Origin of the sequence: Catalinimonas alkaloidigena (assembly GCF_029504655.1) — a bacterium.
Classification (GTDB): Bacteria; Bacteroidota; Bacteroidia; order Cytophagales; family Cyclobacteriaceae; genus Catalinimonas; species Catalinimonas alkaloidigena.
The window spans coordinates 921477-947775 of sequence record NZ_JAQFIL010000001.1; the positions used below are offsets into that span (position 1 = coordinate 921477).

Genomic DNA, 26299 nt, shown 5'->3' on the forward strand with positions numbered 1-26299 from the left:
TTTTCGTTACTCATTCCGAAAAGCTTAGTTTTGAGCAATCAAAAACCGCTTATGGAACAAGTAGTAGAAGAAACTCCTTTTTTCACGAATGATGCAGTTGTTCTGGGGATTCTCTTTATAATTCTGGCATTGGTATTTCGTACATCGGCCAGTAGAAATCCTTTCTGGCAAAAGTTTTACACTTATGTCCCCTCAGTGTTGCTATGTTATTTTATTCCCGCTATTCTTAATTCTTTAAATATCATTTCGGGAGAAGATTCCAGCCTGTATTTTGTGTCCTCCCGTTATTTACTGCCCGCCAGTTTGATACTGTTTACCCTGGGCATTGACCTCAAGGCGATTTCCAGACTAGGTTTTAAGGCTGTGATCATGTTTTTTGCCGGTACGCTGGGCATTATCATTGGGGGGCCCCTGGCGATGATTATTGTCTCCACATTTTCTCCTGAAACCCTCGGAGGTGCTGGGCCTGATGCTGTTTGGCGTGGCCTGGCTACCATCGCGGGAAGTTGGATAGGGGGGGGAGCCAACCAGACCGCCATGCTGGAAGTGTTTGGCGCGAGCACGGATCTTTTTTCAGCGGTGCTGGCAGTAGATATTATTGTGGCCAACCTGTGGCTGGCGGTATTACTTTACGGGAGTGGGAGAGCGGACAAAATTGATAATTACTTCAAAGCTGATGCTTCCGCTATTCATTATGTAAAAAAACAGATAGAAGAATATGCAGCCAGCATCGCCAAAATCCCTACCACTGCCGATACCATGACGATTCTGGCGATTGCTTTCGGAATTACAGGCTTTTCGCACTTTGCTTCCGACCTTATCGCGCCATTTCTGGAAGCTAACTACCCTGCATTAAATAAATTCAGCCTGACTTCAGGCTTTTTCTGGATAGTGGTAATTGCCACTACCGCAGGTTTAATTCTCTCCTTTACCAAAGCCCGTAAACTGGAAGGAGCAGGTTCCTCGCGCTTTGCCACGATTTTTCTTTATGTGTTGATCGCCAGTATCGGGATGCAAATGGATATTACAACGGTGGTGAGCAACCCTGGTTTATTCATGGTAGGAGGGATATGGATACTGGTACATATCAGCTTTTTGCTAATCGTCGCTAAATTAATCAAAGCCCCTTTCTTTTTTGTTGCTGTCGGTAGTCAGGCTAATGTAGGAGGAGCAGCCTCTGCTCCGGTGGTAGCTTCTGCTTTTAGTCCTTCTTTAGCACCGGTAGGTGTGTTGTTGGCCGTACTTGGCTATTTCGTAGGAACGTATGGTGCCTGGCTTTGCGGCATTTTAATGCAATTAGTTGCCGGTTCTTGATGTTAGGATGAAAAGTATAAAGAAATGAGCAAAGAAAAAGAGATACATCAGCAGTTTATTTTTGTGTGCAATGGAAAAGACTGCAAGAAAAATGGCTGCAAGGATATTCAAAAAGCAATCAAAAGCGAGCTGAAAAGAACTAAGAAGCAGAAAACTGTCAAACTGATTGGTACCAAATGTACTGGTAAATGCAAAAAGGCACCGGTAATCATTGCCAAAGAACAATGGATGACAGCCATGGATGTGCCTAAAGCCCTGGAAGTAGTAAAATCAATGTTGTAGTCAGCTTCGGTCAGCTAGCCAAGCTATTTGTAAAATTGTAGCTACACTCAAGTTTTGATACTGAATATATTTGTTAAAGCTTAACAGCAATGCCCCATACGCCTGAATCTGTACTTAAATCATTACGTGAAAAGCAGTATGCTCCTCTTTATTTTCTGCAAGGTGAGGAACCTTACCATATTGACCTGATTGCCGACTACATTGAGGAAAATGTATTGGAAGAAAGTGAGCGAGGCTTTAATCAGATTATCATGTACGGCAAGGATGTGGACGTAAGTACCGTCCTTAATAATGCGAAGCGATACCCTATGATGTCGGAGCGGCAAGTGGTGATCGTACGTGAAGCTCAGGAGGTGCAGGATCTAAACGCCAAGGGTGGACAGCAGCAGATGGAGGCTTATGTAAAGAACCCTATGCCCTCTACTATTCTGGTTTTTTGTTATAAGTACAAAACCATTGATGGCAGAAAACCCCTGAGCAAATTGCTGGACAAATTCGGGGTGCTGGTAGAGTCTAAAAAGATGTACGACAACCAGTTACCGGACTGGATTGCACAATACATAAAGCAGAAAGGTTTTCAGATAGATGATAAGGCTGTACAAATGCTGGCCGACTACATCGGTAACAACCTGAAACGTCTGACTAACGAGATTGAAAAAGTGCTGATCAACTTCAGGCAGGGAGATGAGGAGGGTGAAATTACTCCGGCTGTTATCCAAAAGTATATTGGTATCAGCAAGGAGTATAATGTATTTGAACTCCAGAAAGCTTTGGCCGTACGTGATGTATTGAAGGCCAATCGTATTATTCAATATTTTGAAGCCAATCAAAAAGCTAATCCCATCATACCGGTAATAGCACTCCTGTTTACATTTTTTAGTAAGTTGTTATTGGTACATCAGTCTTCCGACAAGTCGGAAAGGGCGTTGGCAGGCGTGTTGAAAATTAATCCTTTTTTTGCTAAGGAATATAAAATAGCTGCTGTAAACTACCCTTTACCTAAAGTAATCGCTAACATTCATCACCTGCGCATGGCCGACCAGCATGCCAAAGGCATAGATAATAGTGCTGGAAATGATGCTCAGATTATGAAAGAACTGGTATTTCGTTTGATGCATTAAAATCCGGACTAAAGAATTTTTGAGGTGTAAAACCGTTTAAGAAATATATTTATTATAGTATTCATATGCTCGTACAAGTGAAAAAGTTATCATTTCTATTTTTTGTTCTGCTGTTTACTTTTTCTGCTCAATTGCAGGCCCAGCAGTACCTTGCCGAAGTAGAGCCTATCTCTTCTTATCAAAAAGGATTGGACCTTTTGGATAAACAAAAGTACAGTGCTGCCCGTGAAGCATTTGAAGAGTACCTTGAAGCAGACCAAAACAGTGAACGGGCTGTGGAGGCCGAATACTACATCGCTTATGCTGCCCTAAGGCTCTACAATGCTGATGGCGAAGCCAAACTGGCAGAGTTTGTCAAAGCCCATAGTAGTCATCCTAAAGCCATAAGAGCCAATTACGAGTTGGGTAATTTTTATTTCAAAGACGAAAATTACGATAAGGCGATCGCTTATTTTGAAAAAACAGATACGCAAAATCTCACCGCGGAAGAGAGAAATACACGAAACTTCAAGCTTGCTTATGCTTATTTTACGCAGCAAAACTTTTATGAAGCCAAACCTTATTTTGATCAGGTAAAAGCTTCAAGCAGTCCCTTTACCAGTGCAGCCAGTTACTATTCGGGCTATATCGCTTATCAGCAGAGCGACTTTGAGAAAGCTTTACGGGATCTGAGAAGAGCTGAGCAGGAAGAGTCATATGCTCAGGTGGTGCCCTACCTGATTGCAAATATTTATTATAAGCAGGGTGATTATGCCCAGCTTCAACGTTATGCTCAAGGCATTCTGGACGATGCAGGAACAAGCAGAAACCAGATTAAGAACCTGCCTGATATTATGCTGCTGGCAGGAGAGGCTTACTTTATGCAGGGTGATTATGCCAAGGCAGAGCCTTTTTTGAGTGAATTCGCTACACTACGCCGTCCGGAAGCTCCCATGATGTACCGTCTGGCGTTTGCTCAGTACAAAACCGGAAAAGAGCAGCCCGCCATTGATAATTTTAAGCAAATCGCTTCTCGTAAAGACAGTATCGGTCAGTTCTCCTCATACTACCTCGGCTTGTTGTATGTAAAGCAGGGTAACGAAACTTTTGCGTCTACTGCTTTTGAAAATGCCGCTGGCATGAGTTTTAGTCCTCAGATTAAAGAGGAAGCGATGTTTAAGCTAGCGAAAGTACAAGTAGCGCTGAATGAACATGGCAGGGCGGTTCAAACTTTGCAGAATTTCAAGCAGGTTTACCCGAATAGTGAGCATACCATAGAAGTAAATGACCTGCTAAGCGAAGCATACCTCAACACACAAAATTATGCGCAGGCCATTGAGTTTATTGAAAGCCTGCCTAACAAGACTTTGCAAGTCCGAAAGGCATATCAAAAAGTGAGCTTTTATGCCGGCACCCAGGCTTTTAATCAAGCCGCGTATTATGAATCTGTACAGCTGTTTGATAAATCTCTGCAATACCCTATTGACCGTGAGTTAGTAGCAGGGGCAAACTTCTGGAAAGGTGAAGCCTATTCGGTGGGTAAAAAATATGAAGAAGCAATCAATGCTTATGCTGCTGTATTTAGAGCCTTGGGTGATGAAAGACGCCTGGAAGGGGTGAGCGAGATGTATTTTCTTAAATCCCGCTATGGCATAGGCTATGCCTACTATAATACGAAGGAGTATGGCAAAGCAAAAGAGCATTTTGAGCGATATGTACAAATTATAGAGCAGAAATCTAATGGCAATCCTAATAGAAAGCTGAACTATGAGGATGCGCTCATCAGGTTAGCAGATACATATTATGTGACGAAAAGCTATGGTCAGGCCATCAATACTTATGATAAAGCGATTCGTCAGAATAACCCTGACATTAGTTATGCTTATTACCAGAAAGGCGTAATTCAGGGTATTCAAGGTAAAATGAATGAGGCCCGTGCCAGCCTGGATGTGGTGGTTGACCGCTATCGTGACTCTCGCTACCGGGATGATGCGATTTTTCAGCAAGCGCAGCTTTATCTGGAAGAAGGTAACTATCAGCAGGCGATCAGTGGTTTTAGCAGATTATTGGAGTCCAACAGTCAAAGCAATCTGTTGCCTTATGCCTATTTGCGGAGGGCTTTGGCCTATACCAACTTGCAGAAGTATGATCAGGCTTCGGCTGATTACAAACAGATTATCAAAAACTACACTAACCACACCACAGCTAATTCTGCACTTTTGGGATTGCAGGAAGTACAGTCGTTGGGTGGGGCTAGCGAAGACTTTTCCGAATATCTGGCGATTTACAAAGAAGCAAACCCTGAAGATAAAGAGTTGGGCAATATTGAATTTGAGTCGGCCAAAAATCTGTACTTCACCCAAAAGTATCAGCAGGCTGTTTCCAGTTTGCAGGCCTTTATCAATAACTATCCCGATAATGCTAATGTGGGAGAAGCAAAGTATTATATCGCTGAGTCCTACTACCGCTCCGACCAGATTGATAAAGCTTTAGAAGTTTATTATGACATTGCTGAAGAGGGTAGCTCTTCTCGTCTGAACCGCTCAGTGCAGCGAATTGCAGAACTGGAAGAAGGCCGAGAAAACTACAGAGATGCTATCCAGTATTATGGACAACTCGCAGCCATGGCACAGAATAAACGGGAGCAGTTTAACGCCTGGTCAGGCATGATGACTTCTTACTATGCATTAGGTCAGGAAAATGAAAGCTTACTTGATTCAGTTAACCACTATGCCGAGCTGATTTTGGAGAAGGGAAATGTGTCCGCAGCGGCTGAAAATATGGCTATGCTCTATCAGGGTAAAGTAGCTTATGAAAAGAAAAATTATGAGAAAGCCATTGACAGCTTCCTGAAAACGCTCAATACTGCCAAAGATGAGTATGGTGCTGAGGCACAATACTTAATGGCTTTGATTCAATATGATCAGGAAAATTATGCTGAGTCTATTGAGACACTTTATGACCTTAACAAGAATTTTTCATTATATGAGAACTGGCTGGGACTATCATTTCTGCTGATTGCTGAAAACTACATTGCGCTGGAAGAAAACTTTCAGGCAAAAGCCACCCTCAACTCTCTTATTGAAAACTCTCCCTTGCCAGTTATCAGAGAGCAAGCAGAGCAAAAGCTTCAGGCACTGGATAAGATGGAAGCAGAAAAAGAGGCTGAAGAACGGAAGCAGGACAGCCTGCAAATTGAGGAAGAAAACCAGATTATTATTGAAGAAAATGCTGTAGATACACTAAAAAGTGAAGAAAACAGGCCTAAGCAGTAGTTTTCTTAACAAATGTGATTGTTGATAGGTTGAAAAAGCAGAGAGCTATTTTTTAATCCGAATAATCATATTGATATGAAAATTTTTGCACATATTTTATTAAGCCTACTCATTATTGGTACTGTTTCTTGTGTCAAGAGCAAGGAAGAACCTGAAGAGAAAAGTGATATAGAGTTTGAGTCAGATGTAATGGTAGGCAAAGAGGACAACGAGTTGAGAATAGGAGATGGTAACATCTATCAAACTGTTGGAGATAATCAGGCTTTGGCTATACTTCATAATGCCTTGAGAGCCACCGGCTTGGATTCACTGCTGTCTCAGGAAGGACCATATACGCTTTTTGCTCCTTCTGACCTTGCACTTGATCAGCTAAGTCCAAATCATGATGATGCTGTTCCAGGTTCTGTTGAGCGTGAGGAATTGAGAAAAATTTTAATGCACCATGTAGTGAAAGGTAGTTATAGCGATACCGAAATTGCCAATATGAAAGAACTGAAGCCCCTGTATGGCAATCCTTTGAAAGTAATTAAAGTAGATGGCACACTCACTTTAGATAGTGCCGCCCTGGTATTCAGCGACCGTGAAGCTGACAACGGCTATGTACATATAGTTGACGAAGTTCTTTTCCCTGAGTAAATTTGCTTCTGATCTTTTGAAATTTAATTGCTTCAGGTGAAAGTAGGGCTTTTTTTTGGGTCTTTTAACCCGATCCATATTGGACATCTTATCATTGCGAATACCATAAGAGGCTATGCTGACTTAGATCAGGTGTGGTTTGTAGTATCACCTCAAAATCCATTCAAGAGTGCGAAGTCTCTGTTATCTGATGTAGACCGCCTGCGAATGGTAGAGTTGGCTATTGAGGATAACTTTGAGCTAAGGGTTTCCAATGTGGAGTTCAGCATGCCCAAACCAAGTTATACTGTAGATACCTTGGCTTATCTGAAAGACCGTTACCCCCAGCATCATTTCAGTCTGGTACTCGGCAGCGATAATCTGAAGCATTTTCACAAATGGAAAAATTATCAGGAAATCCTTAATCACTACGGAATGATAGTCTATCCCAGGCCAAACACCGACGAAAAAAAAGTAAAGGAGCAAATAAAAAACCATCCTAATATCAGGATGGTTAATGCTCCTTTGATTGATATATCAGCTACCTTTATCAGAGATAGTATCAAAAATGATGTGCCTATAAGGTATCTGGTACATGACAGAGTGGTAGAATATATAAACGCAAAAAAATTCTACCTTTAAAGATGATCAGACGGTCATAATTTCTTTGTCCTTTTCTTCAAAAAGACTGTCAATCTTGTTACTGTATTTATCAGTAAGCTCCTGAACATTATCTTCTCCTTCTTTGACATCGTCTTCGGAAGTACCATCTTTTAATAGTTTCTTGATGGAATCATTCGCATCTTTCCTGATATTACGCACACTCACCTTGCCATTTTCCGCTTCGTTTTTTGCCTGTTTTACCAGATTTTTCCTTCTCTCTTCTGTAAGTGGGGGAATGTTAAGCCGAACTACCTCTCCATCATTTTGAGGATTAAGTCCCAGATCAGAGTTGATAATAGCACGTTCGATTTCGTTAACCATCTTTTTTTCCCAGGGCTTTATCATTACCGTACGTGCATCGGGTGTAGTGATAGATGCTACCTGATTGATGGGGGTATTATTTCCATAATATTCAACCATAAGACCATCCAGCATGTTGGGTTGTGCTTTTCCTGCCCTGATCTTTTTAAACTCTCCTATGACGTGCTCTACGGCTTTTTTCATGTTTTCTTCAGCCTCGTCAAGGTACATTTGAATTTCTTCAGTCATTGTTTAAAAATTAAATCAACAATAGTGGGTATTAAATATTGTAAATTAAATCAACCTTAAAAAAGGTAGTAAGCCTTTAATTGATCAAAGTGCCTACTTCCTGACCGCTGAGTAAGTTATACAAGTTACCTGGCTTATTCATATCAAATACGATGATAGGCAAATTGTTTTCCTGACAAAGGGTAAAGGCCGTCATATCCATAACATTCAGTCCTTTTTGGTAAACTTCTGTAAAGGTAATGTTGGAAAAACGTTTGGCGTTAGGGTCTTTCTCAGGGTCAGCGGTGTACACTCCATCTACTCGGGTACCTTTGAGCACCACGTCTGCTTCTATCTCAATAGCCCGGAGACTTGCAGTAGAGTCAGTAGTAAAATAAGGGTTACCAATACCTGCGCCGAAGATGACAACTCTTCCTTTTTCCAAATGGCGGACTGCTCTCCTGCGGATGAACGGCTCACAAACCTGTTCAATCTTGATCCCTGACATCAGGCGTGTATACAAACCGATCTTTTCCAAAGCACTCTGCAAAGCCATGGCGTTGATGACAGTAGCCAGCATACCCATATAATCTCCCTGTACACGGTCCATACCGGACTTCTCAGCCTGTACACCTCTGAATATGTTGCCCCCTCCGATCACGATAGCAATTTCTACACCTGCATCTTTTACCCTTTTGATTTCCTGGGCATATTGCTGAAGCCGGTCAGAGTCTATACCGTACTGCTGGCTTCCCATGAGCGCTTCACCGCTCAGCTTTAAAAGGATTCTTTTATATTTCATTCAATTGGGTTTTGAGAGACAAATATAGAAATACCAAAAATAAGTTGACAGACAAAACGAACTCGATTTTCAAAAAAGACAGTTATAGCTTTTTTAAGACAAAAAAACTCATTCCAATACTACCATTAATTGATTTTTCTCTACACTTTTTCCTGCTTCCACATGGATTTTAGCCACCTTACCATCTCCGGGGGATTTGAGTACATTTTCCATCTTCATGGCTTCCAATGTTAGCAATGGAGAACCTTTTTTTACTTCGTCGCCTTCATTTACATGAAACTGTAGTACAAGTCCGGGCATAGGCGCAAGTATTTCTTTATCAGCAAGTTCGTCAGCAGCCTGCATCCCCATGGCTTCAATCAACTGATCAAAACGGTCTTGTAATTTTACCGGTATTTGCCTGCCGTTGATTTTTAGTAAAAAATCTTTCCGGGAGTAATCGGATTTTACGACTTCAATCTTGTATGAGCGATGTTCATGTAAGAGGTGAAAAGTATGCTCAGTAAGAGAGGAAAGCTTGTGGGAAAAATCCTGATTGTTGATTAGTGTTTGTTCCGATTTTAGTTCAACTTCGTACTTTTGTTGCTCGTGGATGTTTGCCTTTAGCAGCATTATGTTTGTGTCAGGTTTAGATTACGCGTTTAAGTTAACATTTCATTCTTATTAATCCATACTTCATGCAGTTTCTTCGTGCTTGTTTGATTTGCTTATTGTTATTTAACCTAGCTTGTAGATCTACCCAATTAGAGGCCAGGAAAGATGATGTGAATGTTCAGGATTCGCTCCGACAGGACTCGCTTCAAAGCAATACCATTACGCCCCCTATAGACGAAATCAAAGAAGAAACAATTCCTTATCGTGCTTCTCACACCCGTGAGTTTGATCTCTTACATACCAGGCTGGAGGTAGAACCAAATATATTGGCACATACGCTGGAAGGTATCGCCACGCTGCAACTCAAGCCTTATTTTTATCCTAAAGATAGGTTGATGTTAGATGCTAAAGGCTTTGATATTCAAAAACTTGTGTTGTGGAAAGATGATCAGGAGAAGACACTTGAGTACGATTACGATGGCTATCAACTGAATATACAACTGGATCGTGAATATAGTCGTCAGGAAGAATTTTTTGTCAAAATATTCTATACCGCAAGGCCGGATGAAATAGAGTTGAAGGGAAGTGCTGCTATTACGCAGGACAAAGGACTGTATTTTATCGGTACTGATTCTACCCAGCTAGGACCTAAACCTACGCAGGTGTGGACACAAGGAGAAACTCAGGCAAATTCATGCTGGTTTCCTACTATTGATGCCCCTAATGAGCGTACCACTCAGGAGATGTTCATTACTGTCGATAGTGCTTTCAAGACTCTTTCCAACGGGCTATTGGTCTCTTCTCAATTCAATGACGATAATACTCGTACTGATTACTGGAAAATGGACCAGCCACATGCCCCATACCTCTTCATGATGGCGATAGGAGATTATGCGATTGTAGAAGACCAGTGGCAGGACAAAGAATTAAGTTATTATGTAGAGCCTGCCTTTGAACCTTATGCCAGAGATATATTCGGTCGTACACCTGAAATGATGAAGTATTTTTCTAACCTACTGGGGGTAGAGTATGTCTGGCCTAAGTACAGTCAGGTGGTTGTGCGTGATTTTGTTTCCGGAGCTATGGAAAATACAACGGCTTCAGTGTTTATGGAAAGCCTACAGGTGGATGACAGAGAACTTATTGACTATCACTGGGACGACATAATCGCTCATGAGCTTTTCCATCATTGGTTCGGTGACCTGGTAACCTGTGAGTCCTGGGCAAATTTACCTTTGAATGAGTCTTTCGCTACATATTCGGAATATCTGTGGAGCAACTACAAGTACGGTAAAAATGAAGGAGAATATACCCTTTGGGAGCAAGGTCAAAATTATTTTGCTGAAGCTGAAGAAAAACAGGTGGATCTCATTCGCTACCGTTATGAGGATCAGGAAGATATGTTTGATCGTCATTCGTATGACAAGGGCAGTAGGATTCTGCACATGCTCAGAACGTATTTGGGCGACGAAGCATTTTTCACAGCTTTACACAATTACCTGAATGAGCACGCTTATACTTCGGTAGAAATACATGATTTAAGGTTGGCTTTTGAAGAAGTAAGTGGTCAGGATCTGAACTGGTTTTTCAATCAGTGGTTTCTTGCTTCAGGTCACCCACAACTAGAGGTTAAACATCTGTACGATAGTGGAAAGCTACGGCTAAACATTCAACAGGTACAGAATACTGAAATCACACCTGTATTTACCATTCCTCTTCAGATGGAAGTTTGGGTCAACGATAAGCCTCAACAGTTTTCACTTTTAGTTGATGAAGAAGAGAAAAGCTGGAGTTTTGAGCTCAGTCAAAATCCTGATCTGATGATTTTTGACCCCGGGGCAGACCTACTTATGGAAATCAATCACGATAAAACCCCTCAGGAGTGGACATATCAGTATCAGCATGCCTCCAACCCCATTAAAAGAATGGAAGCACTGGAAGCTTTAGCGCAGGATAGTGTAGGAAGTGAGGTCGCTCAGGTATATAAAAAAGCACTCAATGACGAATTTTGGATGATCAGGCAGATGGCACTGAATACATTGGAATTGTTTCCTCAGTTTTTGAGCTCAGAGGATGTTAATAAGGTGCTCCAAATGGCCGGACAGGATGATAAATCGTTGGTGCGAGCAGATGCTATCTCGGTACTTGCTGCCTTAGATGCTGATAAATACAGGGCGGTTTATTTACAGGGAATGAATGACAGTTCTTATGCGGTAGTCGGTTCTTCTATTGCCGCTTATACCTTAAGTGGTGCAAATGACAAAGGAGAAGTATTTGCGCCTTATGAAGAGTATTCAAACTTCAATGTAGTCATAGCGTTGGCTGATTATTATGTGGAAAATCAAATTCAGGACAAATATTCCTGGTTTTCGGATAAGTTTACACAAATAAATGATGAAGCTTTATATTACTTACTTAACTATTTTGCCAGATTTTTAATAAATTTGCCTCCGGAAGACCAGCAAGGTGGTATTGATTTACTTGCAGAATATGCTGAAAAGCATCCAAAATATTACATTCGGCTAAATGCCTATCGTTCTCTTAGTTTTTTTGACGATCGAGAAGAAGTACAGAGGCTTAGACAAAATATCAAAGAAGAGGAAAAAGACCAGCGCTTACGTTCTATATACGAAAGTATCCCATAAACAGGGAATTTTTTTTGTTTCTTTTAAAGCATAAGTTTGAATAAATCAAAAAAGCGTTTACTTTTGCACTTCCATTAGAAACAGAGGGGTTTTAAATCCGTGAAAAAATCTGTTTTTAATCGTTTTTTCACATCATGGGGAGATACCAAAGCGGCCAACTGGGGCAGACTGTAAATCTGTTGTCTTACGACTTCGTAGGTTCGAATCCTGCTCTCCCCACTTGTTTTTAATAGTTATTTTGAATTTTTCTTTCAAAGTAACTGTTTGGTTTGAACTTTAAGCGGGAGTAGCTCAGTTGGTAGAGCGACAGCCTTCCAAGCTGTAGGTCGCGGGTTCGACCCCCGTCTCCCGCTCTCTCTTGTAATGCTTGAGCATTGCTTAAGCCGATGTAGCTCAGGGGTAGAGCGCTTCCTTGGTAAGGACGAGGTCACGGGTTCAAATCCCGTCATTGGCTCAAAAGCTGTGGGTTCATTACCTTAATGACTTAAATTTATTTGAAACTGTAACTTATTTAGAAAATGGCTAAAGCAACCTTTGACCGTTCTAAACCACACTTGAACATTGGTACAATTGGTCACGTCGATCACGGTAAAACAACATTAACTGCAGCGATCACAAAAGTGCTTGCTGATAAGGGTTTGGCTGACCTCCGTGATTTCGCTACGATTGATAATGCTCCTGAAGAAAAAGAAAGAGGTATTACAATCAACACTGCTCACGTAGAGTATCAGACAGAAAATCGTCACTATGCTCACGTTGACTGCCCAGGTCACGCTGACTATGTTAAGAACATGGTTACTGGTGCTGCGCAGATGGACGGTGCTATTTTGGTGGTAGCTGCTACTGACGGCCCTATGCCTCAGACCAGAGAGCATATTCTTTTGGCTCGTCAGGTAGGTGTGCCTGCTATCGTAGTTTTCATGAACAAGGTTGACTTGGTTGATGACCCTGAGCTACTTGAGTTAGTAGAAATGGAAATCAGAGAGTTGCTTTCGTTCTATGAATTCCCTGGTGATGATATTCCTGTAATTCAGGGTTCTGCATTAGGAGCTTTGAATGGTGAAGAAAAATGGGTTGAGAAAATTATGGAGTTGATGAGTGCTGTTGATGAGCACATTCCTCTTCCTGAGCGTCTTATTGACAAAGATTTCTTGATGCCTGTTGAAGATGTATTTTCTATCACTGGCCGTGGTACTGTAGCTACCGGTAGAATAGAGCGTGGAGTTATCAATTCTGGTGATCCTGTTGAGATTATGGGAATGGGTGCTGAAAACCTTAAGTCTACAATTACTGGTGTTGAGATGTTCCGTAAAATTCTTGACCGTGGAGAGGCTGGAGATAATGTAGGTCTTTTGTTAAGAGGTATTGAAAAATCTCAGATCAGAAGAGGTATGGTTATCGCTAAACCCGGTACAGTTACTCCTCACCATAAGTTTAAAGCTGAGGTTTATGTATTGTCAAAAGAAGAAGGTGGACGTCATACTCCTTTCTTCAAGAAATACCGTCCTCAGTTCTACTTTAGAACCACTGACGTTACCGGAGAGATATCTCTTCCTGAAAACGTAGAGATGGTGATGCCTGGAGATAACGTTTCTATTTCTGTTGAGTTAATCAGCCCTATTGCAATGGACAAAGGGTTAAGGTTTGCGATACGCGAAGGAGGTAGAACTGTTGGTGCAGGTCAGGTTACTGACATCATAGAGTAATTCTATAACAATATTCAGTAAAGGCTTGGCTTCCAGGGAGTACTCTGTAAAGTCAAGTCTTTACACTTATACGGGTGTAGCTCAGCTGGTAGAGCAACGGTCTCCAAAACCGTAGGTCGTGAGTTCGAATCTTACCGCCCGTGCTATAAATTGCTAAAGAGATGAATAATTTAGTTGAGTTTGTCAAAGCTTCCTATGATGAGATGAAGAATAAGGTGACATGGCCGAATTATTCGTCATTGCAAAGAAGCTCTGTCTTAGTGTTGATCGCTTCCTTGATATTCGCCTTATTGATAGGTTTAATTGATCTGGGCTTTGAGAACACGATGACTTGGTTTTATAACGCGTTTTAAATATGGGTGACTTCAAGTGGTATGTGGTTAGGGCTATTAGTGGAAAGGAAAGGAAGGTAAAGGAGTACCTGGAGAAGGAAATTGCCATTAACAATCTGGGGGAATATATTCCTCAGGTGCTAATTCCATCTGAAAAAGTGATGGAGATGAGAAATGGTAAGAAAAGAGTGAGAGAGAGAAACTTTTTTCCTGGATACATCATGATTTCTGCAGATCTGCAGAAAGCAAATGTGTATGATACCATCACCAATATCCCAAATGTGATCGGTTTTTTGGGCTCTAATGAAAAAGGAGCAGACAAAACGCCTATCCCGCTGCGCCCCAGTGAAGTTAACAGAATACTCGGCAAAGTTGAAGATACGGATGAGGATGAAGTAAAACTGGAGACACCGTATATGGTAGGCGAAGAAGTGAAGGTAATGGATGGTCCTTTCAGTGGGTTTATCGGTAACATAGAGGAAGTGTTTGAAGAGCGGAAAAAGCTGAAAGTGATGGTCAAAATCTTTGGTAGAAATACGCCTGTGGAACTTAATTACATGCAAGTAGAGAAATTAGATAATAGTAGCAACAATGGCTAAGGAAATAGTTGGATTTTTAAAGTTACAAATAAGGGGTGGGCAAGCTAACCCTTCACCTCCGGTAGGTCCGGCGCTTGGTAGTAAAGGCTTGAATATCATGGAGTTCTGCAAGCAATTTAACGGTAGAACTCAAGACAAACAGGGACAGGTATTACCAGTGGTAGTGACCATATTCTCTGACAAGTCTTTTGACTTCGTGATCAAAACGCCTCCGGCGGCAGTTATGCTTCTGGAAGCTGCTAAGCAGAAAAAAGGATCTTCCGAGCCCAACCGTAGTAAAGTGGGTTCAGTAAGTTGGGATCAGGTCAAGGAAATAGCTGAAACCAAAATGCCTGACCTTAACGCATTCAAAGTTGAGTCAGCCATGAAAATGGTTGCGGGTACCGCGAAGAGTATGGGTATCACAGTAAAAGGTAAAGCTCCCTGGGATAATTAATAAAACTGACAAATGGCTAAGTTATCTAAAAAGAAAGCAGATATTTTAAAGAAATATGATTTCACCAAGTCATATTCTCTGGAAGAAGCATCTTCAATGGTAAAAGATATTACCACTACAAGTTTTGATGCCTCTGTAGATTTGGATGTTAATCTGGGAGTTGATCCTCGTAAAGCGGACCAAATGGTTAGAGGTGTTGTAGCTTTACCTCATGGAACGGGTAAAGAAGTGAAAGTATTGGTCCTTTGTACACCAGACAAAGAAGAGGAAGCTAAAGAAGCAGGTGCAGACTATGTGGGGCTGGACGATTATATCCAGAAGATTGAGGGTGGATGGACAGATGTAGATGTAATCATCACCATGCCTACGGTAATGGCTAAAGTAGGTCGTCTGGGTAGAGTGCTAGGACCTCGCGGACTAATGCCCAATCCTAAAGCGGGTACAGTTACCATGGATATTGGTAAAGCAGTACAGGAAGTAAAGGGTGGTAAGATTGATTTCAAAGTAGATAAATTCGGTATCATTCATACCAGCGTAGGAAAGGCTTCTTTTGACGCTCAGAGAATTGCTGAAAATGCTAATGAAGTTATTCAGACATTAAGCAGACTTAAGCCTGCTTCCACCAAAGGAACATACATAAAAGGAATTTACTTGTCTAGTACGATGAGTAAAGGAATCCAAATTGATAAAAACAGTATAGCTGGATTATAATCATGACTAGAGAAGAAAAAGGTGTCCTGATAGAAGAATTAGCTGAAAAGTTAAAAAACACAAGCCATTTTTACATTGCTGATACCGGAGGCCTAACTGTTGCTGAGGTAAATAACTTTCGTGAAATGTGCTATAAAAGAGGTGTTGAGTACAGAATTGTAAAAAACACCCTGATCAAAAAGGCGCTGGAGAAACTAGATACAGATTACGCTCCTTTTGACGAAGCGTTAAAAGGTACTTCAGGGATTATGTTTTCTCCTGAAGTTAGTAATGCTCCGGCCAAAATAATTAAAGAATATAAAAAGAAAGATAAAGAGCTTACAAAGCCTGCTTTCAAAGCCGCTTCTATAGATAGCGATTTATTTATAGGAGCTGAGCATTTGGATATGTTAAGCTCATTGAAGTCCAAAGAGGAACTTATTGGTGAGATTATCACTTTATTACAATCTCCTGCAACCAATGTTATCTCTGCGCTTCAGAGTGGAAAGCATAAACTGGCGGGGATTGTAAAAACATTGTCCGAAAGAGAAGGATAGTATATTAATTTAGTAATAAACAAATCAATTTAAATAGCGTTTTAAAATGGCAGACTTGAAAGATTTCGCAGAACAGCTGGTTAACCTTACAGTTAAGGAAGTTAACGAACTTGCTACCATCCTAAAAGAGGAATATGGCATTGAGCCAGCTGCAGCCGCTGCTCCTGTTGCTGTTGCAGGTGGAGGTGGTGATGCTGCTGCCGAGGAAGAAAAGACTTCATTTGACGTAGTGCTGAAGTCACCTGGCGGTTCTAAACTAGCAGTTGTGAAACTTGTTAAAGAATTAACTGGTTTAGGTCTTAAAGAAGCAAAAGAACTTGTAGACAGTGCACCTAAAGAAATTAAAGAAGGTGTAAGTAAGGACGAAGCTGAAGGACTAAAAAAGCAGCTTGAAGAAGCTGGTGCAGAAGTAGAACTCAAGTAATCATTGAAATATTACTAGATTGCTTTGCAATTAGGCCTGGCCATTCAGTCAGGTCTTTTCCTGTTTGTATATACTTTTAAGTCTAAAGGTTCCTTGCACTTTTCAGGGTAGCACCTGCAAGTTTTGAAAACTACCTTTTTTATTCCAAATAAAACCTTAAAAAAACTAGAAGGCTTTGGCTAATTTATATAAACCCACTGAGCGCGTCAATTTTGCTTCCATAAAAACTGTACTTGACTATCCCGATTTTCTGGATGTTCAAGTAAAGTCATTTAAGGATTTTCTGCAAATTGAGACGCCCGCTGAAAGAAGAAGTAATGAGGGGCTGTTCAAAGTTTTCTCTGAGAACTTCCCGATTTCAGATTCTCGCGAAAACTTTGTTTTGGAATTCATTGATTATGTCATTGACCCTCCTAAATATTCTGTTGATGAGAGTATTGATAGAGGTTTGACCTTCTCTGTTCCATTGAAAGCAAAGCTTCGTCTTTCTTGTAATGATGAAGATAATGAAGATTTTGAAACCATAGAGCAGGAAGTTTTCCTAGGAAATATTCCCTACATGACCGAAAAAGGCTCTTTCATTATCAATGGTGCTGAAAGAGTGATCGTATCACAACTACACAGGTCTCCCGGGGTATTTTTTGCTCAGAGTAAACATACGAATGGTACAAAACTTTACTCCGCCAGAATTATTCCTTTCAAAGGGTCCTGGATAGAGTTTGCAACTGATGTAAACGGAGTAATGTATGCTTACATCGATAGAAAGAAAAAGTTTCCGGTTACTACCCTTCTGCGTGCCATAGGCTATGGTAGTGACAAGGATATCTTAGACTTGTTCGGACTATCTGAAGAAGTAAAAGCTGAAGAAAAAAGTCTCAAGCAATATGTCGGAAGAAAGCTAGCCGCGCGGGTACTTAGAACATGGACAGAAGACTTTGTTGACGAAGATACAGGGGAAGTGGTGTCTATTGACAGGAATGAGGTGCTGCTAGAAAGAGATTCGGTATTGTCCGAGGAAGATATAGATACTATTCTAGAGTCAGGTACTGATTCCATCATTCTTCACCGTGAAGATGTGAATATTACTGACTATTCTATCATTTACAATACCCTTCAGAAAGACAATTCTAACTCTGAGAAAGAAGCTGTTGAGCAGATTTACCGTCAGCTTAGAAATACTGAAGCTCCTGATGAACAGACTGCACGCGATATTATTCAGAGCTTGTTTTTCAGTGATAAACGTTATGACCTTGGTGAAGTAGGGCGTTACAGAATCAACAAAAAGCTGAATCTGGAAATAGATTCAGATGTGCGCGTGCTGACCACTGAAGACATCATCAAGATTGTGAAATATCTTATTGGTCTCATCAATTCTCGTGCGGTAGTGGATGATATTGACCACTTAAGCAACAGAAGGGTAAGAACAGTAGGAGAGCAGCTTTACAGTCAGTTTGGTGTAGGTCTTGCTCGTATGGCGCGTACCATTAAAGAAAGAATGAATGTGCGTGACAATGAGGATTTCAAGCCAGTGGACTTGATCAACGCCCGTACCTTGTCTTCGGTAATCAACTCATTTTTCGGAACCAACCAGCTTTCTCAGTTTATGGATCAAACCAATCCATTGGCTGAAGTAACCCATAAGCGTCGTATGTCGGCATTAGGGCCTGGTGGTTTATCCAGAGAAAGAGCCGGTTTTGAGGTAAGGGACGTTCATTATACTCACTACGGTAGATTGTGTACAATTGAAACTCCTGAAGGACCAAACATTGGTCTGATTTCTTCACTTTGCGTACACGCTAAAGTGAACCATATGGGATTCATAGAAACTCCTTATCGGAAAGTAGAAGAAGGTAAGGTAGACATGAGTGGTAATGTGCTTTATCTGACGGCTGAAGAAGAGGATACGCATAATATCGCTCAGGCAAACGCTCCGCTAGAAACAAATGGTAAATTCATAAACGAAACTGTAAAGGCTCGTTATGAAGGCGACTTTCCAGTAGTAGAACCAGGCAATGTTTCATATATGGACGTTGCTCCTAACCAGATTGTATCGGTTGCGGCTTCTATGATTCCATTTTTGGAGCATGATGATGCCAACCGTGCATTGATGGGGTCCAACATGCAGCGTCAGGCAGTACCATTGTTGAAGCCTGAAGCGCCTATCGTAGGGACAGGGCTTGAAGCAAGAGTAGCATTAGATTCTCGTTCACTAATATTAGCAGAAGAGAATGGTGAGGTTGAATATGTTGACGGACAAAAGATTGTAATGCGTTATGACCTTACTGATGAACAAAGGTTGATCAGCTTTGACGGGGATCTTAAAACGTATAATCTGACCAAGTTCCGTAGAACAAATCAGGACACCTGCGTCAATCTTAAGCCCATTGTATTGAAAGGTGAGAGAGTGAAAAAAGGGCAGCCTCTTTGTGAAGGTTATGCAACTGAAAATGGTGAACTTGCCCTAGGAAGAAATATGATGGTAGCCTTTATGCCTTGGCAAGGGTATAACTTTGAGGATGCTATCGTAATTTCTGAAAAAGTAGTAAGAGACGACATCTTTACTTCTCTTCACATTGAAGAGTTTGAACTGGAAGTGAGAGATACCAAAAGAGGTGAAGAAGAACTGACTTCTGAAATCCCCAACGTGAGCGAAGAGGCAGTAAAGAACCTTGATGAGAATGGTATCATCCGTGTAGGCGCAGATGTGAAAGAAGGTGATATCCTGATTGGAAAAATTACTCCTAAAGGTGAAACTGACCCTACTCCTGAAGAAAAGCTTTTAAGAGCTATATTCGGCGATAAGGCTGGTGATGTTAAAGACGCTTCTCTGAAAGCCTCTCCTTCACTTCGCGGAGTAGTTATTGATACCAAACTTTTCTCTCGCCCTAAAAAAGATAAAGAACTTCGGGCCAAGGCGAAAAAAGAAGTAGAGAACCTTAAGGTAAAATATAAGAAAGACCTGCTAGGCATAAGAGCTACCATGATTAATAAATTGGTAGGTCTTCTGGAAGGTAAATCTTCTCAGGGTGTGAAACATAAATTTGGAGATGAAATTATATCCAAAGGGATGAAGTTCTCCAGAGCGAATATCGAGAATAATCTGTTCCCTGAAAAGAATATCTACAGAGACGAAAGCAACTATAACGTACCTGAAGAAGCGAATCTGATTTCGGATTTAATCATTGAAAACTGGACTGAGGATGATCATATAAATCATCTAGTTTTTGAGATGGTTAAAAATTACAACCAGACTCGTAATGAGCTTACTGCTCATTTCAAGCGTGAACGCTTTACTTTAGAAGTCGGTGATGAACTTCCGGCAGGAATTGTTCAGCTAGCTAAAGTATACGTTGCTAAAAAGCGTAAGCTGAAAGTAGGAGATAAAATGGCGGGTCGTCACGGAAACAAAGGTGTTGTAGCCAAAATCGTACGTGAAGAAGATATGCCATTTATGGCCGACGGTACTCCGGTTGACATTGTACTTAACCCATTAGGTGTGCCCTCTCGTATGAACCTGGGTCAGATCTATGAGACTGTATTAGGTTGGGCTGGATTGAAGCTGGGTAGAAAGTACAGTACACCAATCTTTGACGGAGCCACACTAGATGATGTGGCCAAAGAACTCAAAGATGCAGGGCTTCCTGATTTTGGTCGTGCGGAACTATACGATGGCTTATCTGGCGAAAAATTTGACCAGAAAGTAACTGTCGGTGTTATCTACATGTTGAAATTAGGACACTTGGTGGATGATAAAATGCATGCGCGTTCTATCGGCCCCTACTCTCTCATCACCCAGCAGCCACTCGGTGGTAAAGCTCAGTTTGGTGGACAGCGTTTTGGAGAGATGGAAGTATGGGCATTAGAAGCTTTCGGAGCTTCACACGTTCTCCAAGAAATCCTTACTGTCAAGTCTGATGATGTGGTGGGTAGAGCTAAGGCTTATGAAGCCATTGTGAAAGGTGAAAACCTACCTAAGCCTAACATTCCTGAGTCATTTAATGTACTTGTACATGAGCTCAGAGGTTTGGCACTTGAAATTACACTTGACTAAAATATTGAATGCCCCATGCCATAAAAAGCATGGGCTTTCTTCCATTCATGAAATAAACATTCACCTATGGCATTCAAGAAAAATAGAAAAATCTCTAATGATTTCTCCAATGTGACTATCAGTTTGGCTTCTCCTGAGTCAATACTGGAAAGCTCTCATGGTGAGGTAACACAACCAGAAACCATTAATTACAGGACTTATAAGCCTGAAATGGGAGGTTTGTTTTGTGAGCGTATCTTCGGTCCTGTAAAAGACTGGGAATGCCACTGCGGGAAATATAAGAGAATTAGATATAAAGGTATTATATGTGATAGATGTGGTGTAGAGGTTACTGAGAAAAAAGTGCGCCGTGAAAGAATGGGGCATATTGAGCTAGTAGTACCTGTAGCACACATCTGGTATTTTAGATCACTTCCTAATAAAATAGGTTATCTGCTTGGCCTTCCTACCAAGAAGCTTGATCAGATCATCTATTACGAAAGATATGCGGTAATCCAGCCTGGTATCAAAGCAGAAGATGGGATCAGCTACTTGGATTTCTTGACTGAAGATGAATATCTGGATATCATCGATAAATTACCTGCTGACAACCAGAAGCTGGACGATACTGATCCTAATAAATTTATTGCTAAGATGGGTGCAGATGCATTAGAAATGCTATTGGCCCGTCTGGAACTGGATGAATTATCATATAGCTTAAGACATCAGGCACAAACGGATACTTCGCAGCAGCGTAAAGCAGAAGCATTGAAGCGCCTGAAAGTAGTGGAATCTTTCCGCGATGCTAAAACCAGAATTGAGAACCGCCCCGAGTGGATGGTAATCAAAATGGTGCCTGTGATTCCTCCCGAATTGCGTCCTTTGGTACCATTGGATGGTGGAAGATTCGCTACCTCTGATTTGAACGACCTCTATCGTAGGGTAATCATCAGAAACAACCGTCTGAAGCGTCTAATAGATATTAAAGCACCTGAAGTAATTCTTAGAAACGAGAAACGTATGCTTCAGGAAGCAGTAGATTCATTATTTGATAATTCACGCAAAGTGAATGCAGTGCGCTCTGATGGAAACCGTGCACTGAAATCTTTGAGCGATATGCTTAAAGGTAAGCAGGGGCGCTTCCGTCAAAACCTACTGGGTAAGCGTGTTGACTATTCCGGTCGTTCTGTTATTGTGGTGGGTCCTGAGCTAAAAATGCATGAGTGCGGTCTGCCTAAAGATATGGCAGCGGAGCTATTCAAACCGTTTATTATCCGCAAATTGATCGAGCGTGGCATAGTAAAAACTGTTAAGTCTGCCAAGAAAATTGTAGACCGCAAAGACCCGGTTGTTTGGGATATTCTGGAAAATGTACTGAAAGGACATCCGGTTATGCTTAACCGTGCTCCTACACTTCACCGTCTGGGTATACAGGCATTCCAGCCTAAGCTGATAGAAGGAAAAGCTATTCAGCTTCACCCCTTAGTATGTACAGCTTTTAACGCTGACTTTGACGGTGACCAAATGGCGGTACACGTGCCTCTGGGACATGAAGCGATATTAGAGGCTTCCATGCTGATGCTTTCTTCTCATAATATTATGAACCCTGCCAATGGTGCACCTATTACAGTACCTTCTCAGGACATGGTATTAGGTCTTTATTATGTAACGAAAGGAAGAAAGAGCACCAAAGAATTAGCAGTAGAAGGAGAAGGGATGACTTTCTACTCTCCTGAGGAAGTTATCATTGCGATCAACGAGAAGCGTATCTCCAAACATGCTCACATCAAAGTAAAGACAAAGGTCAGAGACCTTGAGACAGGTGAGTTCAGTGAACAGTTAGTTGATACAGTAGCAGGACGAGTGATTTTTAATCAGTTGATTCCTGAGGAGGTTGGATATGTGAATGAGTTGTTAACTAAGAAAAAACTTCAGCAGATTATTGCAACGGTATTCAAAATTGCTGGGGTTTCAAGAGCTGCTAAGTTCTTAGATGACATAAAAGAGCTTGGTTTTCAATCTGCTTACAAAGGTGGCTTATCATTCGGTTTGGATGATATTGTGGTTCCCGAACAAAAAGATAACCTCGTTGAACAGGCTAAGAATGAAGTAGATGCTGTGAAAAATAACTACTTCATGGGATTGATCACTGACAACGAGCGATATAATCAGGTCATTGACATCTGGACGAGAGTAAACTCTCAGATTACAGGTGCACTCATGAAACAGATGGAAGAAGACCGTCAGGGATTTAACTCCATCTATATGATGATGCACTCTGGAGCAAGAGGCTCTCGTGAGCAGATCAGGCAGTTGGGTGGAATGAGAGGATTGATGGCAAAGCCCCAGAAAAACCTACAAGGTTCAGTAGGAGAGATTATTGAAAACCCAATTCTTTCCAACTTTAAAGAAGGACTGGACGTAATAGAGTACTTTATCTCAACCCACGGTGCGCGTAAAGGTCTGGCGGATACAGCATTGAAAACTGCAGATGCCGGTTACTTGACTCGCCGACTAGTGGATGTAGCTCAGGATGTGGTAATTCGCGATTTTGACTGTGGAACGGTAAGAGGTTTGAGAGTTGCCGCACTGAAAGACAATGAAGAAATTGTTGAGCCGCTGTCTGAGAGGATTCTTGGTCGTGTATCAGTAAACGATGAGTTTGACCCTGTTTCCAATGAGGTACTGGTAAAATCCGGTGAGGAAATTACTGAAGAAATTGCCCAACGCATTGATAATAGCGGTATAGATGAAATGGAGATTCGTTCTCCGCTGACTTGTGAGACGCGTCATGGTATCTGTTCTAAGTGCTACGGTAGAAACCTGGCATCAGGACAAATGGTACAGATTGGAGAAGCTGTAGGAGTGATTGCTGCTCAGTCTATTGGTGAACCAGGTACGCAGCTTACGTTAAGAACATTCCACGTGGGTGGTACAGCTTCAAACATTGCAGTAGATGCGATGATTAAGTCTAAATTTGACGGTATTGTAGAATACGAGGAGATCAAGTATTTAAAAACCACGGATGAGGAAGGTGAAGAGAAGACTGTAGTGATGGGTAGATCTGGAGAAGTTAAGATTGTTGATGAAAAGAGTGGTAAAGTTTTCTCCAGTAACAACGTCCCTTATGGATCTTTCCTTAAGGTAAAAGACGGTGAGAAAGTGAAGAAAGGACAGGAGCTTTGCAACTGGGATCCATACAATGCTGTAATACTTTCAGAGTATGAGGGTACGGTAGATTTTGAGTCCATCGAGCAGGGGATTACTTACAAAGAGGAGTTTGACGAACATACCGGACACCGAGAAAAAGTAATCACTGAGACTAAGGATAAAACTAAAAACCCGGCTATCCTAATCAATCCTACCAAGAAGTCAGAACTGGATGAGCCTAAGGCTTATAACATACCAGTAGGGGCACACTTGGCAGTAGACAAAGGAGACTCTGTAAGAGCAGGTCAAGTATTGGTGAAGATCCCTCGTATGATGAGTAAATCAAGGGATATTACTGGTGGTTTGCCTAGAGTAACTGAACTTTTTGAAGCGCGTAATCCTTCTAATCCTGCTGTGGTTAGTGCTATCAATGGTGCAGTCACTTACGGCGGAGTAAAAAGAGGTAATCGTGAGATATTTATTGAGTCCAAAGATGGTGTCAAGAAAAGGTATTTAGTACCGCTTTCTAAGCACATATTGGTACAAGATAATGACTATGTGAAAGCTGGTATGGCACTTTCTGATGGTGCAATCACACCTGCTGACATATTATCTATCAAAGGTCCCACTGCAGTTCAGGAGTATCTGGTAGATGAAATTCAGGAAGTATATCGCTTACAGGGAGTAAAAATCAACGATAAGCACATTGAGGTAATTGTAAGCCAGATGATGCAGAAAGTTGAGATTGAAGATGAGGGGGATACTAGTTTCTTAAGAAGACAGGTGGTAGATAAATTTAGCTTCAGAGAAGAAAATGATTCTATCCTTGACAAGAAAGTCGTATTAGATGTAGGGGACTCTACAAAGCTGAAGCCAGGTATGATCGTTACTCAACGTCAGCTGAGAGATGAAAACTCATCCTTGAAGCGTCAGGATAAAAAGACGGTTCAGGTGAGAGATGCTGAGCCTGCTTTGGCAAAACCTACACTTCAGGGTATCACGCAGTCATCTTTAGGTACGGAGAGCTTCTTGTCAGCGGCTTCATTTCAGGAAACTACCAAAGTACTAAGTGAAGCTTCAATTCGTGGTAAGCGCGATGAACTAAAAGGGTTAAAGGAAAATATTATTGTTGGACATCCTATCCCTGCAGGTACTGGAACCCGTGCATACAACAAGATTATTGTTCACTCCAAAGAGGAATATGAGCAGTTGAAGACTTCTCGTGAAGGAAGGAAAGAGGAGAATGTAAGCACAATGGAAACAAATAGTTAATCCATGGCTGAAGATCACAAAGAAGAAAAAAGTACAAACAAACGTAACCAGATTAGTATTGAACTTTCAGAAGAAATGGCTGAAGGGGAGTATGCTAATCTGGCTACTATAGCTCACTCTAACAGTGAATTTGTAATAGACTTTATCAGGCTGATGCCTGGAACGCCCAAGGCAAAAGTAAAGTCGAGAATCATTGTTACACCAGAGCATGCTAAAAGGCTACTGTTGGCCCTCAAAGATAATATTGATAAATTTGAGGAAGCCTTTGGGCCTATTAAGCAAAACAATGATACACCGAAGTTCCCAATAAATTTTGGAGGTACAATCGGAGAAGCTTAATAAGCATAAAATCACAGTATTCAATTTGTTTTACATTAACATTATCCGTAGCTTTGCACCTTAATTTGCAAAAGCAGTACGTAAACGTAAGAAATTAATGCCGACTATACAGCAATTAGTAAGGAAAGGAAGGAAAAAATTAACTTCCAAATCAAAGTCTCCTGCGCTGGATGCCTGTCCTCAAAGACGTGGTGTGTGTACTCGTGTGTATACAACTACTCCTAAGAAACCTAACTCGGCCATGCGTAAAGTAGCCAGGGTAAGGCTTACCAATGGAAGAGAAGTTAATGCTTATATTCCGGGAGAGGGTCACAACCTTCAGGAGCACTCTATTGTTCTTATTCGTGGCGGAAGAGTAAAAGACTTACCTGGTGTGAGGTATCACATCATTAGAGGAGCATTGGATACCGCTGGAGTAAATGGTAGACTGCAGGCAAGATCTAAGTATGGAGCAAAAAGACCGAAAAAATAATCCGCTATGAGGAAGACGAAACCTAAGAAACGGTATGTATTACCCGATCCTAAATTTAAAGATACACAGGTAACCCGCTTTGTAAACTACATGATGGTAGATGGAAAAAAAAGCGTGGCATATACTATTTTCTATGATGCAATAAAAATTGTAGAAGAGCGAACTAATGAGAACGGTTTAGAGGTTTGGAAGAAAGCATTAGGTAACATTACGCCATCTGTTGAGGTCAAAAGTAGAAGGGTAGGAGGAGCAACTTTTCAGGTTCCTTTAGAAGTTCGCCCTTCAAGAAAAGTTTCTTTGGGGATTAAATGGATGATTCGTTACGCAAGATTGCGTGGAGAAAAAACTATGGCTCAAAGATTAGCTGGCGAAATAGTGGCGGCTTCAAAAGGAGAAGGTGCAGCTGTGAAGAAAAAAGATGATACTCACAGAATGGCGGAAGCAAATAAAGCGTTCTCACACTTTAAGTTTTAA

General features: G+C 41.3%; 22 protein-coding genes and 4 tRNA genes. 23 read left to right on the forward strand and 3 right to left on the reverse strand.

Features of this window, described 5'->3' with window-relative positions:
* The first annotated feature begins 51 nt into the window (after positions 1-51).
* From OKW21_RS03815 to nadD, 6 genes are all read left to right on the forward strand, one after another.
* Complete coding sequence (locus OKW21_RS03815) at positions 52-1314, forward strand: DUF819 family protein (RefSeq protein ID WP_277477461.1); 1263 nt, start codon at positions 52-54, stop codon at positions 1312-1314.
* Between the two features lie 24 nt (positions 1315-1338).
* A complete protein-coding gene (locus OKW21_RS03820; protein WP_277477463.1) occupies positions 1339-1596 on the forward strand; it encodes a (2Fe-2S) ferredoxin domain-containing protein in 258 nt (85 codons plus the stop codon).
* Positions 1597-1685: 89 nt separating this feature from the next.
* Entirely contained in the window at positions 1686-2717 is a 1032-nt protein-coding gene (gene holA, locus OKW21_RS03825; protein WP_277477465.1) for a DNA polymerase III subunit delta, read from the forward strand.
* A 77-nt stretch (positions 2718-2794) separates the two neighbouring features.
* Positions 2795-5971, forward strand: a complete 3177-nt coding sequence (locus OKW21_RS03830) for a tetratricopeptide repeat protein (protein WP_277477467.1) — start codon at positions 2795-2797, stop codon at positions 5969-5971.
* A gap of 75 nt (positions 5972-6046) precedes the next feature.
* Positions 6047-6607 carry a fasciclin domain-containing protein gene (locus OKW21_RS03835; protein WP_277477470.1) on the forward strand — a complete coding sequence of 187 codons (561 nt, stop codon included), beginning with the start codon at positions 6047-6049 and terminating at the stop codon, positions 6605-6607.
* A gap of 36 nt (positions 6608-6643) precedes the next feature.
* Positions 6644-7228, forward strand: a complete 585-nt coding sequence (gene nadD, locus OKW21_RS03840) for a nicotinate (nicotinamide) nucleotide adenylyltransferase (RefSeq protein ID WP_277477473.1) — start codon at positions 6644-6646, stop codon at positions 7226-7228.
* Between the two features lie 6 nt (positions 7229-7234).
* On the opposite strand, the gene frr is transcribed toward nadD, so the two are convergent.
* From frr to OKW21_RS03855, 3 genes are all read right to left on the reverse strand, one after another.
* The gene (gene frr, locus OKW21_RS03845) at positions 7235-7798 is read right to left on the reverse strand and encodes a ribosome recycling factor (RefSeq protein ID WP_277477475.1); all 564 of its coding nucleotides are present in this window, start codon (positions 7796-7798) and stop codon (positions 7235-7237) included.
* A 76-nt stretch (positions 7799-7874) separates the two neighbouring features.
* Positions 7875-8579 (reverse strand): UMP kinase, encoded by a 705-nt coding sequence (gene pyrH, locus OKW21_RS03850; protein WP_277477477.1) that lies wholly within the window; start codon positions 8577-8579, stop codon positions 7875-7877.
* Positions 8580-8687: 108 nt separating this feature from the next.
* Positions 8688-9191, reverse strand: coding sequence for an acyl-CoA carboxylase biotin carboxyl carrier protein subunit (locus OKW21_RS03855; RefSeq protein ID WP_277477478.1), 504 nt, complete (start codon positions 9189-9191; stop codon positions 8688-8690).
* Positions 9192-9256: 65 nt separating this feature from the next.
* On the opposite strand from OKW21_RS03855, the gene OKW21_RS03860 reads away from it, so the two are divergent.
* From OKW21_RS03860 to rpsG, 17 genes are all read left to right on the forward strand, one after another.
* Positions 9257-11818, forward strand: a complete 2562-nt coding sequence (locus OKW21_RS03860; protein WP_277477480.1) for a M1 family metallopeptidase — start codon at positions 9257-9259, stop codon at positions 11816-11818.
* A 136-nt stretch (positions 11819-11954) separates the two neighbouring features.
* Positions 11955-12037 (forward strand) — tRNA-Tyr (locus OKW21_RS03865).
* A 61-nt stretch (positions 12038-12098) separates the two neighbouring features.
* A tRNA-Gly gene (locus OKW21_RS03870) sits at positions 12099-12171 on the forward strand.
* Between the two features lie 29 nt (positions 12172-12200).
* Positions 12201-12272, forward strand: a tRNA-Thr gene (locus OKW21_RS03875).
* A 64-nt stretch (positions 12273-12336) separates the two neighbouring features.
* On the forward strand, positions 12337-13524 hold the full coding sequence (gene tuf / locus OKW21_RS03880) for an elongation factor Tu (protein WP_277477482.1): 1188 nt from the start codon (positions 12337-12339) through the stop codon (positions 13522-13524).
* A gap of 70 nt (positions 13525-13594) precedes the next feature.
* Positions 13595-13667 (forward strand) — tRNA-Trp (locus tag OKW21_RS03885).
* Between the two features lie 18 nt (positions 13668-13685).
* On the forward strand, positions 13686-13877 hold the full coding sequence (gene secE, locus OKW21_RS03890) for a preprotein translocase subunit SecE (RefSeq protein ID WP_277477484.1): 192 nt from the start codon (positions 13686-13688) through the stop codon (positions 13875-13877).
* Positions 13878-13879: 2 nt separating this feature from the next.
* Positions 13880-14455 carry a transcription termination/antitermination protein NusG gene (gene nusG, locus OKW21_RS03895; protein WP_277477487.1) on the forward strand — a complete coding sequence of 192 codons (576 nt, stop codon included), beginning with the start codon at positions 13880-13882 and terminating at the stop codon, positions 14453-14455.
* A complete protein-coding gene (gene rplK / locus OKW21_RS03900) occupies positions 14448-14891 on the forward strand; it encodes a 50S ribosomal protein L11 (RefSeq protein WP_277477489.1) in 444 nt (147 codons plus the stop codon). Before nusG ends, rplK begins: the two co-directional genes overlap by 8 nt.
* A 12-nt stretch (positions 14892-14903) precedes the next feature.
* A complete protein-coding gene (gene rplA, locus OKW21_RS03905) occupies positions 14904-15602 on the forward strand; it encodes a 50S ribosomal protein L1 (RefSeq protein WP_277477491.1) in 699 nt (232 codons plus the stop codon).
* A 2-nt stretch (positions 15603-15604) separates the two neighbouring features.
* A complete protein-coding gene (rplJ, locus tag OKW21_RS03910; RefSeq protein ID WP_277477493.1) occupies positions 15605-16138 on the forward strand; it encodes a 50S ribosomal protein L10 in 534 nt (177 codons plus the stop codon).
* Between the two features lie 46 nt (positions 16139-16184).
* Entirely contained in the window at positions 16185-16562 is a 378-nt protein-coding gene (gene rplL / locus OKW21_RS03915; protein ID WP_277477495.1) for a 50S ribosomal protein L7/L12, read from the forward strand.
* Between the two features lie 175 nt (positions 16563-16737).
* Positions 16738-20613 carry a DNA-directed RNA polymerase subunit beta gene (gene rpoB / locus OKW21_RS03920; protein ID WP_277477497.1) on the forward strand — a complete coding sequence of 1292 codons (3876 nt, stop codon included), beginning with the start codon at positions 16738-16740 and terminating at the stop codon, positions 20611-20613.
* Between the two features lie 66 nt (positions 20614-20679).
* Positions 20680-25014 (forward strand): DNA-directed RNA polymerase subunit beta', encoded by a 4335-nt coding sequence (rpoC, locus tag OKW21_RS03925; protein ID WP_277477499.1) that lies wholly within the window; start codon positions 20680-20682, stop codon positions 25012-25014.
* A 3-nt stretch (positions 25015-25017) separates the two neighbouring features.
* Positions 25018-25353, forward strand: a complete 336-nt coding sequence (locus OKW21_RS03930) for a DUF3467 domain-containing protein (RefSeq protein ID WP_277477501.1) — start codon at positions 25018-25020, stop codon at positions 25351-25353.
* A 97-nt stretch (positions 25354-25450) separates the two neighbouring features.
* A complete protein-coding gene (rpsL, locus tag OKW21_RS03935) occupies positions 25451-25825 on the forward strand; it encodes a 30S ribosomal protein S12 (RefSeq protein WP_277477503.1) in 375 nt (124 codons plus the stop codon).
* 6 nt (positions 25826-25831) lie between these two features.
* On the forward strand, positions 25832-26299 hold the full coding sequence (gene rpsG / locus OKW21_RS03940; RefSeq protein ID WP_277477506.1) for a 30S ribosomal protein S7: 468 nt from the start codon (positions 25832-25834) through the stop codon (positions 26297-26299).

Bases quoted from the DNA above. Each gene is read 5' to 3' on its own strand.
- rplK (WP_277477489.1), top strand. From the start codon at position 14,448: ATGGCTAAGGAAATAGTTGGATTTTTAAAGTTACAAATAAGGGGTGGG.
- holA (WP_277477465.1), top strand. From the start codon at position 1,686: ATGCCCCATACGCCTGAATCTGTACTTAAATCATTACGTGAAAAGCAG.
- rpsG (WP_277477506.1), top strand. From the start codon at position 25,832: ATGAGGAAGACGAAACCTAAGAAACGGTATGTATTACCCGATCCTAAA.
- OKW21_RS03835 (WP_277477470.1), top strand. From the start codon at position 6,047: ATGAAAATTTTTGCACATATTTTATTAAGCCTACTCATTATTGGTACT.
- rplA (WP_277477491.1), top strand. From the start codon at position 14,904: ATGGCTAAGTTATCTAAAAAGAAAGCAGATATTTTAAAGAAATATGAT.
- rpsL (WP_277477503.1), top strand. From the start codon at position 25,451: ATGCCGACTATACAGCAATTAGTAAGGAAAGGAAGGAAAAAATTAACT.
- OKW21_RS03860 (WP_277477480.1), top strand. From the start codon at position 9,257: ATGCAGTTTCTTCGTGCTTGTTTGATTTGCTTATTGTTATTTAACCTA.
- frr (WP_277477475.1), bottom strand. From the start codon at position 7,798: ATGACTGAAGAAATTCAAATGTACCTTGACGAGGCTGAAGAAAACATG.
- OKW21_RS03855 (WP_277477478.1), bottom strand. From the start codon at position 9,191: ATGCTGCTAAAGGCAAACATCCACGAGCAACAAAAGTACGAAGTTGAA.
- rplJ (WP_277477493.1), top strand. From the start codon at position 15,605: ATGACTAGAGAAGAAAAAGGTGTCCTGATAGAAGAATTAGCTGAAAAG.
- pyrH (WP_277477477.1), bottom strand. From the start codon at position 8,579: ATGAAATATAAAAGAATCCTTTTAAAGCTGAGCGGTGAAGCGCTCATG.
- secE (WP_277477484.1), top strand. From the start codon at position 13,686: ATGAATAATTTAGTTGAGTTTGTCAAAGCTTCCTATGATGAGATGAAG.
- rpoC (WP_277477499.1), top strand. From the start codon at position 20,680: ATGGCATTCAAGAAAAATAGAAAAATCTCTAATGATTTCTCCAATGTG.
- tuf (WP_277477482.1), top strand. From the start codon at position 12,337: ATGGCTAAAGCAACCTTTGACCGTTCTAAACCACACTTGAACATTGGT.
- OKW21_RS03930 (WP_277477501.1), top strand. From the start codon at position 25,018: ATGGCTGAAGATCACAAAGAAGAAAAAAGTACAAACAAACGTAACCAG.
- nusG (WP_277477487.1), top strand. From the start codon at position 13,880: ATGGGTGACTTCAAGTGGTATGTGGTTAGGGCTATTAGTGGAAAGGAA.
- rplL (WP_277477495.1), top strand. From the start codon at position 16,185: ATGGCAGACTTGAAAGATTTCGCAGAACAGCTGGTTAACCTTACAGTT.
- OKW21_RS03815 (WP_277477461.1), top strand. From the start codon at position 52: ATGGAACAAGTAGTAGAAGAAACTCCTTTTTTCACGAATGATGCAGTT.
- OKW21_RS03820 (WP_277477463.1), top strand. From the start codon at position 1,339: ATGAGCAAAGAAAAAGAGATACATCAGCAGTTTATTTTTGTGTGCAAT.